Origin of the sequence: Dehalogenimonas etheniformans, from assembly GCF_014672715.2 — a bacterium.
Lineage (GTDB): Bacteria > Chloroflexota > Dehalococcoidia > Dehalococcoidales > Dehalococcoidaceae > Dehalogenimonas > Dehalogenimonas etheniformans.
Genome location: NZ_CP058566.2, coordinates 562,234 through 573,957 on the forward strand (window position 1 = coordinate 562,234; position 11,724 = coordinate 573,957).

An 11,724-nucleotide genomic window follows, 5' to 3' on the forward strand; every position below is an offset into this window, starting at 1 on the left:
CATGCAGGCGGTGGCTCTTTTTTGGATTCATCGACTTTGTCGGTTCGGACTTATGATCCAGAAAGTAATGCCTTGGCCTCAGCGAGCGCCTGTTCGACTCGATCTCGCGCCGTTCCCCCAGGATTGTTCTTTGAATCGACCGACGTTACAACGGTGATTCCGAAAACATCCTGATCGAACATGGGGGAGAATCTTCGGTATTCGTCAAGCGGTAACTCAGAGAAGGTCTTGCCTTCCTTGATGCAATGGCTGACCAGCCGCCCGACGATGCCGTGGGCATTCCTGAAGGTTTCCCCTTTTTTAACAAGGTAGTCGGCGAGGTCCGTGGCAAGCAGGTAGCTGCGGTCAACAGATTTCAGCATCTTCTCCGGTCTGATTTTGATAGTCTCAACCATGCCGCTAACCACTTTAAGAGACATCAATAAGGTATCCGTGGCGTCAAAGATAGCTTCTTTATCTTCCTGAAGATCCCGGTTGTAAGCCAGGGGCAATCCTTTTAAGGTAGTCAGGAGCCCCAAGAGGTGACCATAAACGCGGCCTGTCTTACCGCGGCAAAGTTCGGCGACATCTGGGTTTTTCTTCTGCGGCATAATAGATGAGCCTGTGGCGTAAGCATCGTCCATCTCTATGAACCCAAATTCAGCCCCGCTCCAGATGACCATTTCCTCAGAGAGCCGCGACAGGTGCATCATGGTCAGGGAGGCGGCGGCCAGGTATTCGACCACAAAGTCCCTATCAGACACCGCATCAAGGCTGTTCCGGCTGATCGACGAGAAGCCAAGCTCTTTAGCTACGAAGGCGCGGTCGATATTATAGGCGACGCCCGTCAAAGCTCCGCTGCCCAAAGGCAAAACATCGGTGCGCTTCAAGCAATCGGTGAAACGCTCTTTATCGCGCTGCAGCATCTCGAAATAAGCTAGAAAGTGATGCGCCAGGAGGACCGGTTGGGCGGGTTGAAGATGAGTATATCCGGGTACGATAACATCGGGATTGTTCTCAGCCAATCCTACGCATGCCGACTGCAAAGATTTGATCGATTCAAGTGTCCAAATGATGACGTCCTTCATGTACAAACGCAGGTCGGTGGCAACCTGATCGTTTCGGCTCCGGGCGGTGTGAAGTCGTCCTGCTGCCTCCCCGATCTTTTCTTTGAGTCTCGCCTCGATGGCCATGTGGATGTCTTCCATCTCAGGTTTGAACTCAAATTTGCCATCGTTGATCTCAATTTCAACTTCCAGGAGCCCTCTTATAATCTCAAGGGCATCGAACGGCGGAATTATTCCCTGCTTGGCAAGCATCCTGGCATGGGCAATAGATCCTCGAACGTCCTCATGATATAGGCGCTTGTCGAATGGTAGTGATGTCGTGTACTTGACCACCATTTCGTCTGCAGGCTTATCGAAGCGACTACGAACGTGACTCATCGTTTCCCCCCAATGCCAGTGACCAAACAATACGGAACAAGTTCCAAAGTCAGACCGTCACCGACTTATTATTGCTACTTGAGCGTCTGCGCCCTGGCTTGGGTACGAACCGGCAGACCCCAGAGCTTGATAAAGCCGACGGCCGCGGATGCATCGAATGTGTCACCGGTTTCATAGGTCGCTAAGCCGTGGCTGTAGAGTGAATAGGGAGATTTGCGCCCTACGACGCGGAAGCCACCACGCTCTAGTTTCAACCGGACAGAACCAGTTACGTATTTCTGGGTATTTTTGACATAGGCATCCAGGTCCGCCTTATGTGCGGAGAACCACAAACCGTTGTAAACCAGGTCGGCATATTCCTGGGCGACTTTAGCCTTAAAACGAGCCTGATCTTTAGCCAGGGTCAGCGTCTCGAGGGCGGCGTGGGCTGCAAGTAACACGACCGCCGCGGGGGCTTCGTAAGTTTCACGGGATTTGATACCCACCAGCCGATTCTCAATATGGTCAATTCGCCCGATGCCATGAGCCCCGGCGATCTCGTTCAATGTCGAGACCAATGTTACACCGTCCATCCGCCGGTTGTTTAGGGTAACGGGCGATCCCTGTTTGAAACCGATGGTAACGTAAGCGGGCTTCTCAGGGGTGTCCTTTACTTCACGCGTCCAGGCGAAGGCATCAATCGGGGGTTCCACCCAAGGATCTTCAAGAATGCCGCATTCGCACGATCTACCCCAAAGGTTTTCATCGACGGAGTAGGGATTCTTGGCGCTAACAGGCAGCGGGATTTTGAATTTCTTGGCGTATTCGATGGTCTGCAGGCGGGTCATACCCCACTCGCGGGCGGGGGCAATGACTTTCAATTGGGGTGCGAGGGCGGCGGTGGCTACGTCGAATCTCACCTGGTCGTTGCCTTTGCCGGTGCAACCATGGGCTATGGCGGTGGCGCCTTCAGCCAGGGCGACGTCGACGAGAAGTTTGGCTATAAGCGGCCGGCCGATAGCAGTGGCCAATGGGTACTCATTTTCATAGATGGCCCCGGCAGCTAGGGTTTTCCAGATGTAATCCTCAATGAACTCTTTCCGGGCGTCAACGATAAGGGCTTTTATGGCTCCGACCTTGAGCGCCTTTTCACGTATCAAGGTGAAATCGCGTTCGTTTCCCACGTCGATAGTCAGGGTGATGACGTCCATGCCGTAATGTTCTTTGAGCCATGGGATTGCGGCAGAAGTGTCGAGACCGCCGGAATATGCCAAAACCACTTTTTCAGCCATAAAAGACCTTTCTAACAATCGAGAGTAACGCTTATTATGCTACAAAAGAAGCATTGATGCTAATAACTGCCGTTACCGCCGAGTGACCTGGTTCCATTTCTATGAAATGAAATCGCGGAAATCCCATAAAATCTCACGCTCACCCAAAAAAAGTAATTCCACATTTGAGGCTTATCATTCAAATGGGTACGAAAGCACTATTTACACACAACACGGCGCGTGAAAGAATTTGAGAATCTGAAAGAAGCCGATACGATAGCTGCACTATTAGTCTTGGTGGCAATGATTTTCGGGGTGTCGCTGGTGGGGGCTGCGAGATTGGAGAGCGGACGTTAATCAAACCCGCGTGATTACTTGCAGCTGTTGAAGTGCTTGTTGAGGAACCGCAGCACGTTTTCCCGAATTAGCGGATAATCCTGCCAGTTATAATCATGACCGGGCGCCCCAATATACAATAGTACGTTGCCCGGCGAGGCCGGGCTTTTTCCGCGAAGGGCATCCCAGTTGGCTTTAAAGGCCCGACTCCAATGACCATAACTGAAAGCGTCCGGGACGACTCCATTAGAGCGCATATTTAGCACTCGGTCGCTGACGTAGTTGTCGTACCAGAACGGCGGACCAAATTCGATTGAAAAAAGCCTTTCTTCTTCAGGCAACATTTTTATCACTTGGTTGGACATCACCGTTCCATTGCTCTCGGCGCACATCAACACTTTGAGATTGGGCAAATGATGCCACAAGAATTTTAATCTTAATGCCAACTCTCTTGGTTTGGAGACCGACTTGGCCCCAGCGTTAAGGATTTCGCTGATGTACCCCCGCAAGCTGCGATAAGCCCTCTGGTAATTGAGCACCAGAACCCGGCAATGTCGGGTGATGAACTCATCTTCTATTGCGTTAACGATTGTGGCGTATCCGGAGGCTTTATCCAACGCGGTCCAACCGTAACCTCCGGAGTTGAACAACACGAAGATGTCGGTATTTTTGAGGGATTCGTAGGTTGCCAGCAAGTCCGCAGCTAACTTGATCCTTTTTGTCTTATCCCTGGGGTGAAGGGATTTCGCCATTTCCAAGGCATCGTCCCTGACTGTACCGGGTACCTGAGATAGAATAACCGGCGGGAGGGGGAGGGCGGTGAAAGCATGGCGCATTTTGCCAGGATCGGGCATTTGCCAGCTAAAAACAACGATCAAGCCCAGGGCGATAATGACCGCGATGGCAATAATCATGCAGCCGTTATCTCAATTGCCGACGCCCAAGCGGGTGATTGCTTTATCAAGAAGATCAACAGCCTCGTCTATCTCACCGGCAGTGATGGTCAGAGCCGGCATCAACCGGATGGCGTTGGGTTTTACGTCGTTAACTAGAAGGCCGGCCTCAAGACATTTCTGGGCAAGTGTTTTGGCGATGTCACTCGAAAATTGGACCGCCATCAACAAGCCCTTGCCACGGATATTAGTGATAAGACCGGGATGCTTTGCTGAAAGACCGTTGAGGCGTTCGGTGAGACGTTGGCCCATGTCATAGGCGTTTCGAGGTACATCGTTCTCGAGGATGAATTTCAAAGTCTCGAAGGCGGCGGCGCAGGTCACCGGGTTGCCGCCGAAGGTCGACCCGTGCTCACCGAAGGTGAAAACCGAAAATTTATCCTTGGCCATGATGGCACCGATGGGTAGACCACCACCCAAACCCTTGGCCAACGACATGATATCAGGCTCAATACCGAAGGACTGGTGAGCGAAGAGGGTTCCGGTCCGTCCGATGCCGGTCTGGATCTCGTCAAGAATCAGGACGATACCTTTTTCATCGCACCAGCGGCGGACCTCTTTCAGGTAATCCGGCGACGGCACGTTGACCCCTCCCTCGCCCTGCACTGGTTCAAGCATCACTGCGCAAACGGTTCTTGAAGTGGCTTTCTTGATCGCTTCGATGTTGTTGTACTCAACGTTAATGAAGCCGGCGGGCAGGGGGGTATAGGGCGCCTGGTGTTTGAGTTGACCTGAGGCGGAAACCATGGCCAGCGTCCGGCCGTGGAAGGAACCGGTGCCGGTAATCACCTCGTAAGCGCCGTCTAAATGTAGCTTCCCATACCGGCGGGCCAGCTTGACCGCGCCTTCAGTAGCCTCCGCCCCGGAGTTGCACAAAAATATCTTATCGAGCGAGCTATTTTCAACAAGAAGCTGGGCCAGTTGAAGCTGCGGAATTGTGTAATAATGGTTGGAGGTTTGGATGAGTTCGCCGACCTGGCGACGCACCGCTTCGACCACCGCCGGATGGCAATGGCCCAGGGAATTCACCGCCCAACCCGCCACGAAGTCAAGGTATTTTTTACCGGACTCGTCCCAAACGTGGCTTCCCTGGCCCTTAACGATCGTCAGCGGAGCGCGTTCCACCGTCCGCATAAAATGTTTTTTCTCGATTTCCATCCAGTCAACCATGCGATTCCTCCACTCAGGCACTGATCGAGGTGCCTAATCCGCCCACAATCGCTTCATTATATATGATATTGGGTTGCCTTCCGTCGACAATACTGGTGACCGTTCCCCCGGCAGCGGCACGCACCGCAGCGCGTATCTTGGGCACCATCCCACCGGTGGCGATTTTCGATGTGACGAGAGCTTCGGCTTCACTGACCTTCGCTGATTTAACGATAATACCCGCGGCGTCCTTGATACCGGAGACGTCTGTGAGGAAGATCAGCCTGTCGGCTTTAAGGGAAGCAGCCAGTTCTCCGGCTATCGGGTCGCCGTTGATGTTGAGCAGGCGGACCGGATCTCCAGGGACGTTGAGCGAAACCGGCGAAACCACCGGTACAAACCCGTTCTCCAGAAGTGTTTTCAAGAGAGCTAGGTCGACCTTTCGGACGTCCCCCATGTAGCCCCAGTCAGCGCCTCGGGGAGTTCCATGTATAAGTGCCCCGTCGACCCCGGATAAGCCGACAGCCTTGACACCTAAATCCAGAAGCATTGCCGTAGTTTCTTTATTGACAAGGCCGGCAAGGACAGCGGCGACTACCTCGAGAGTCTCCTTATCGGTGACGCGCTCACCTTGAACGATACTCGGAGTGATATTCAGCCGCTTCAGCCAGGTATTGACCGTGGCGGCTCCGCCATGAACGACGACCGGGAAGTAGCCCTCTTTTTTAAGCCGGGCAACATCCTCAAGGGATGTATCTCGACTGCCTAGAACGGATCCGCCAAGTTTGATGACGATGATCTTGTTCATAATTATTCGCTAAGTGGTGTAGTCGGCGTTGATGTGTATGTACTCGGCGCTCATGTCGCAGCCCCAACCGGTAACCGAAGGTTTCCCCAGCCCTAGATCGAGATGGATGAACACCTCTTTACCTTCGAATTGGGCAGAGGCGAGTTTCCTGTCAACTTCCAGAGGCATGCCCCGTTTTAAAACCTCAACATTTCCAATCCAGAGATCCACTTTGTCAAGGTCAAATCTAGCTCCGCTCCGCCCAGCTGCTGCTACTATACGGCCCCAATTGGGGTCCGCGCCATGGACGGCGGTTTTTACAAGTGGCGAGGAAAGAACCGTCCTGGCGACTTTTCGGGCATCCGATGAAGTCGCCGCACCCGTAACCTTCAGTTCTATCAGCTTGGTGGCGCCTTCCCCGTCACGGGCCACAGATTTAGCGAGGTGAACGCAAACGCACTCAAGGGCTTCGGAAAAAGCCCGGAAGGCGGCGGTGCCCGGAAGGATTTTCCAGCCAGAAGCGCCGTTTGCCAGTACAAAAATGGAGTCATTGGTCGAGGTATCTCCATCAACCGAGATAACATTGAAAGACTTATTCACGGCGCGTTTGAGAAGCCGTTGGAGGAGATCAGATTCGATATCGACATCTGTAGTGATAAAGCCTAGAAGGGTCGCCAGGTTGGGATGGATCATACCGGCGCCCTTGGCGCAACCACCAATGGTGAAACCATAATCGGGCGACCTCACCGCGAACTCTTTGGGCATTGTGTCCGTAGTCATTATAGCGCGGGAAAAATCGTGCCCTGAATCGGCCGACAGTTTGATATTCTTTATTCCTGCGGTTACCTTCTCAATCGGAAGTTGAACACCGATGACCCCTGTGCTAGCGACAAGTACATTCGACGATTCGATGCCTAATCTTGCACCCGCCATCTCGGTCATTGCTTGCGCATTTTCAAGACCTGCCTCGCCTGTACCAGCGTTGGCGCAGCCGGCGTTCACGATTATCGCTTGAACGCTACGGGTATTGCCAAGGTGCTTTAACGAGACTAAAACCGGTGCGGCTTTGAAACGGTTTTGCGTGAAAACGGCCGCGGCTGAACATGGCTTGGCAGACATAATAACTGCAAGATCAAGCGCACTGGCGGCCTTCTTGATGCCGGCTGCCACCGTCCCGGCAGAAAAACCAATGGCCGAGGTGATGCTTCCGTCGGGGATCAGGTCAGGTTTTGAACTCATAAAATGATGATAGAATATAGCATAGCGTTTGTGACGGGGCAAAAAATTTCAAAAATAACCTCTTGAGTTAATTTCTGATTCAACCCTCCCAGATAAAAATTATTTAGCCATCGGCTTGAGACAAAGCCGGATGGTACTAGCCAAGTACTAATACTTATGATATACTCAACCAGTTTGCTTAATTCCTGACTGGTGACCACGCTCGGTTCAACTCAAATTGGATAGCTGAAATAGGGGGTAGTTCATGGCGGAAAACTCAGTACTGATCGTCGACAGCGACCCCAAATCCCGCGACACAGCGGCCTGGCTTAAGGGCGCCGGTTTTCGCGTTACCACCGCCACCACCGGCGAAGAAGCCCTGAATCTCATCGACAACCAGGACTTCAGCGTCATGCTCCTGGACATGCGGCTCCCAGGCAAACACGGTCTGGGCGTTTTGAAAGAGGTCAAGGTCAAGCGGCCTTGGATGCAGGCCATCGTCACAACCGACCATCCATCGGTTGAATCAGCAACCGAGGCTCTGAAACAAGGCGCTGTTGATTACCTGGTAAAGCCGTTTTCACCCGAAGAACTGGAAAAACTGGTCAAGGAGACTATTAAATCAGGCTCCAAGCAAAAAACCGTTTCAGTTCAGATCAAAGCAAAAACCACGCCGGCTAAAATTACCTCACAGGCGACTTTCGTCATTTCAACCGAAAGCCTCAAAAATCTAGTCAATAGTTTGATTAAAGAACGCGAGGCGATCGGGGTCAAAGCAAAACAGGGCAAATTCTCCTTCGATAAGATAAAAAATTTCGATGAACTTGCTCTCGATTACGACGTCACGGTGAATCCCCCGACGTCGTTCTTCATTCCGGCTTGCGAGACCATCCTCCGCTACAAACGGGGCGACAATCCGGAGATTACCCCGGTTACCGACACCACACCCCGGGTCCTCATCGGCGTTCACCCTGATGATATCAACGCCATAAATCTTCTCGATGAAGTCTTCATGGCCAATAACCCAGATCCAAATTACACCGCTCGCCGGCAGAACACCCTTATCATTGGCGTGGACGTGCTAACTCCGTTGACCACTTCTTTCGCCCCCAGCATGGGTACCTATACGGCTGATTCCGGTTTCGACCTTCTGCTGACCGATATTGGCAACTCATCGTATATGATCACCGTGGGCTCCGAAGCCGGAGACCAGATCCTGGCCAAGTACGCCCAGGTTCGTGAGCCGACGGTAGCCGAAACCGCCCGCCAAAAGCAAGTCCGCGAAGAAGCGTTGTCCAAGTACCGCCTGTTCCTCGACATGCCGCGGGACAAGATCCCGCATCTGCTCGACACGAATTACGATAATCCTTACTGGAAGTCTCGGAGCGAAGCCTGCCTCAACTGCGGTTCCTGCATCATGGTCTGCCCCACCTGCTTCTGCTTTGACGTCCAGGACGACGTCAACCTGAATATGGTCGACGGCGAGCGGATTAGAAAGCCTGACGGTTGCATGCTTGTCGACTTCAGCAAGGTGGCCGCCGGCGCCAACTTCCGCGGCGATAAGCTCTCGCGGTTCCGCCACCGGATGTACCACAAGGGCAAGTACATGCTCGATCGCTACGGTAAGTTCGGTTGTGTCGGCTGCGGCCGCTGCTCCGTCACCTGCCTGGCCGAGATCGCCTCGCCGCTCGAGGCTTACAACGCGATAGCAGCCTCGGAGAAGGCTAAGGAAAAAGCTCGTCGCACCATCACCAATACCCGGCCGCAGCCTGAGCTTTACCTGCCGCATATGGCCAACATCACTAAGATCACCCAGCTCGGCGCCCGCGAGAAGCTATTCGAGTTCAAACTCAAAGACGGACACAAGCTCGGCCATCGGCCAGGCCAATTCGTCGAAGTCTATGTTTTTGGCATCGGCGAATCGCCGATCTCCCTCACCTCGTCGCCGACCCGGGATCATACCTTCGAGGTCGCCGTCAGAAACGTCGGCAACGTCACGGGCGCCCTTCATAACCTTGAAGTGGGGTCTCCTGTGGGCATCCGCGGACCATTCGGCAACGGCTTCCCGCTGGAGCAAATGGAGGGCAAGGACCTGCTCCTTATTGCCGGCGGCATCGGCGTCTTCCCGCTAAGATCGCTCATCGAATATGTTCTTGACCGGCGCGAGTCGTACGGCCATATCAACCTGTTGTTCGGTTCCCGGTCGCCATCGGAACGGGTTTTCTCTGAGGAGATGGCTCAATGGGCAAAAGCCCCCGACGTCACCTTCATGGAGACGGTCGACAAGGGCGACGAAACGTGGACAGGCAATGTTGGAGTGATCACTACCCTAATACCGAAAGTCCAGTTCGATCCCAAGAAGACGGTGGCGGTGGTCGTGGGTCCGCCGATCATGTACCGCTTTGTCACAAACGAGCTTAAAAAGCGCGACCTGGGCGATGACAACATCATCCTGTCGCTTGAGCGCAAGATGAAATGCGGCGTAGGCAAGTGCGGCAACTGCCAGATCAACGGAGTCTATGTCTGCCAGGAAGGCCCGGTATTCAGCCTGACCCGGTTACGCACACTAAGGGAGGCCATTTAATGAAACCAAAAGTGGCATTTTTCGATTTCACCTCGTGCGAGGGGTGCCAGCTCGACGCCCTTAACCTTGACGTCGGCGAAGTCCTAGGGCTGCTGGGAGCGGTCGATATCGTCAACTTCCGCGAGGTCAAGACTAACCGCTCCGACGACTATGACATCGCTTTTATCGAGGGATCAATCACCAAAGAATCCGAGATCCCACGGCTGCAGGCCATCCGCAACCAGGCCAAGGTCCTCGTCGCCCTGGGGGCGTGCGCTTGCACCGGCGGCGTCAACTGCCTAAAGAACGCATACTCGTCAGAAGAACTCTTGAAGGGCGTTTATGGCGAATGCGCCTCTTTTTATAACACCATCCCGGCGCGGCCGGTCAATGCCGTTGTGCCGGTGGACTACTACATCCGCGGTTGTCCGCCTACTACCGCCGAGTTCGTCAAGGTGGTTAAGGCTTTGCTCCTGGGCAAGCGGCCGGACCTGCCGAACTATCCCGTCTGTACCGAATGCCGTGTTGCCGGCAACATCTGCGTCTTTCAGCGAGGCGGCACTTGCATCGGTCCGGTGACCCGCGGTGGTTGCGACGCCATGTGCGTCGGCGCCGGACGCTTTTGCTGGGGCTGCCGGGGTCTGGTGGAGAACCCCAATACCGACTCGGCTAAGGATGTTCTGGCCCGCTACGGCTTGACGATCGATCAAATACTAGAACGGTTCAAGATTTACAACTCCTATTCGGAGGTATCGCAGTGCCAGAAGTAAAGATCAAGGTCAACCAGTTAACCCGCGTCGAGGGTCACGGCAATATCCACCTGGAAGCCACCGACGGCAAACTCGATAGGGTCCTTTGGGAAGTCACCGAGAGCCCGCGCTTCTTCGAGTGGATGCTTAAAGGCCGCAACTTTGACGACGTGTCCACCATTTCCTCCCGCATCTGCGGCATCTGCTCGATTGCCCATACCACTGCCTCGTTGCAGGCGACCGAGGCCGCCTTCGGCATCAAGCTGACTGAGCAAGCATGGCTGCTCCGGAAATTGCTGTTCGACGCCGAATTACTCGAAAGTCATGTGCTTCATGTTCTTTTCCTTATCGCCCCGGATTTCCTGGGAGCGGATTCGGTCATCCCATTGGTAGCCACTCATGGCGATGTCATCGTCATGGCAGTCCGGATGAAGAAGCTGGCATACAACCTGGCCGAGGTCCTTGCCGGCCGCAAAACTCATCCCATTACTCCCATCGTCGGCGGCTGGAGCAAGCTGCCGGATGTAGACGCCCTGAAGGCTGTCCGCGAGCGGCTGGTTTCTGCTCTCGATGACGCCGAGACCATGGTGGCGGTGGTCAAATCACTGGCGCCGATGATCCCCAATTTCAACCGTCCCACCGAGTATATCGCCCTCAAGGACTCCAAGGAATACGCCTTCATCACCGGCAAGATCGCCTCGTCGGATGGCGGAACCTACCCGTTGGAAGACTATACCAAGATCACCAACGAGTTTTGTGTTCCTCAGTCCTCCGCTAAGTACACCAAGCACGCGCGAGATTCATATATGGTCGGCGCGCTATCCCGCTTCAACTCAAATTCGGAACAATTACTACCCCGAGCTAAAAAAGCCGCCGCCTCGCTGGGTATGAAGGCGCCGATCAACAATCCGTTCTTCATCTCTGTCGCCCAGACTATTGAGACGGTCAACTGCATCGAGGACGCTATCAACATCATCGATAAGCTTCTCGCCAGAGGTCTACATCCTGAGGAAGTCAAAGTCAAACCCAGGGCAGGTCGGGGGGTGGGCATCGTAGAAGCGCCGCGAGGCATGCTCATCCACGATTACACGTATAACGATGCCGGTGAGATCGTTTCCGCCAACTGCATCATCCCCACCGGCCAGAACCATTTATCTATCCAAAAGGACTTCGACGCCCTGGCGCCGACCATCCTGGACAAGCCTATCGACGAGATCCGCCACACCCTGGAGATGCTGGTCCGCGCCTACGACCCATGCATTTCCTGTTCGGTGCACTAGACTCAATCGACGATC

Annotated in this window: 9 protein-coding genes; 3 read left to right on the forward strand and 6 right to left on the reverse strand. The window is 54.0% G+C overall.

The window, feature by feature from the left end; translation table 11 throughout:
- Positions 1 to 50: 50 nt before the first annotated feature.
- The 6 genes from argH to argJ form a co-directional block, all read right to left on the reverse strand.
- Positions 51 to 1,424 carry an argininosuccinate lyase gene (argH, locus tag HX448_RS02900; RefSeq protein ID WP_102330671.1) on the reverse strand — a complete coding sequence of 458 codons (1,374 nt, stop codon included), beginning with the start codon at positions 1,422 to 1,424 and terminating at the stop codon, positions 51 to 53.
- A 74-nt stretch (positions 1,425 to 1,498) separates the two neighbouring features.
- Positions 1,499 to 2,695 (reverse strand): argininosuccinate synthase, encoded by a 1,197-nt coding sequence (locus HX448_RS02905; RefSeq protein ID WP_102330672.1) that lies wholly within the window; start codon positions 2,693 to 2,695, stop codon positions 1,499 to 1,501.
- Positions 2,696 to 3,045: 350 nt separating this feature from the next.
- The gene (locus HX448_RS02910) at positions 3,046 to 3,924 is read right to left on the reverse strand and encodes a hypothetical protein (protein WP_102330673.1); all 879 of its coding nucleotides are present in this window, start codon (positions 3,922 to 3,924) and stop codon (positions 3,046 to 3,048) included.
- 12 nt (positions 3,925 to 3,936) lie between these two features.
- Positions 3,937 to 5,133, reverse strand: coding sequence for an aspartate aminotransferase family protein (locus HX448_RS02915; RefSeq protein ID WP_102330674.1), 1,197 nt, complete (start codon positions 5,131 to 5,133; stop codon positions 3,937 to 3,939).
- A gap of 13 nt (positions 5,134 to 5,146) precedes the next feature.
- Positions 5,147 to 5,920 carry an acetylglutamate kinase gene (gene argB / locus HX448_RS02920; RefSeq protein WP_102330675.1) on the reverse strand — a complete coding sequence of 258 codons (774 nt, stop codon included), beginning with the start codon at positions 5,918 to 5,920 and terminating at the stop codon, positions 5,147 to 5,149.
- 9 nt (positions 5,921 to 5,929) lie between these two features.
- Complete coding sequence (argJ, locus tag HX448_RS02925) at positions 5,930 to 7,138, reverse strand: bifunctional glutamate N-acetyltransferase/amino-acid acetyltransferase ArgJ (protein ID WP_102330676.1); 1,209 nt, start codon at positions 7,136 to 7,138, stop codon at positions 5,930 to 5,932.
- A 244-nt stretch (positions 7,139 to 7,382) separates the two neighbouring features.
- Here argJ and HX448_RS02930 point away from each other — a divergent pair, with 244 nt between their 5' ends.
- The 3 genes from HX448_RS02930 to HX448_RS02940 are packed head-to-tail and all read left to right on the forward strand — an operon-like array spanning position 7,383 to position 11,709.
- Positions 7,383 to 9,701 (forward strand): 4Fe-4S dicluster domain-containing protein, encoded by a 2,319-nt coding sequence (locus tag HX448_RS02930; RefSeq protein ID WP_102330677.1) that lies wholly within the window; start codon positions 7,383 to 7,385, stop codon positions 9,699 to 9,701.
- Complete coding sequence (locus HX448_RS02935; RefSeq protein WP_102330678.1) at positions 9,701 to 10,450, forward strand: NADH-quinone oxidoreductase subunit B family protein; 750 nt, start codon at positions 9,701 to 9,703, stop codon at positions 10,448 to 10,450. Before HX448_RS02930 ends, HX448_RS02935 begins: the two co-directional genes overlap by 1 nt.
- A complete protein-coding gene (locus tag HX448_RS02940; RefSeq protein WP_102330679.1) occupies positions 10,438 to 11,709 on the forward strand; it encodes a Ni/Fe hydrogenase subunit alpha in 1,272 nt (423 codons plus the stop codon). The genes HX448_RS02935 and HX448_RS02940 overlap by 13 nt, the downstream gene beginning before the upstream one ends.
- The last annotated feature ends 15 nt before the right edge of the window (positions 11,710 to 11,724 follow it).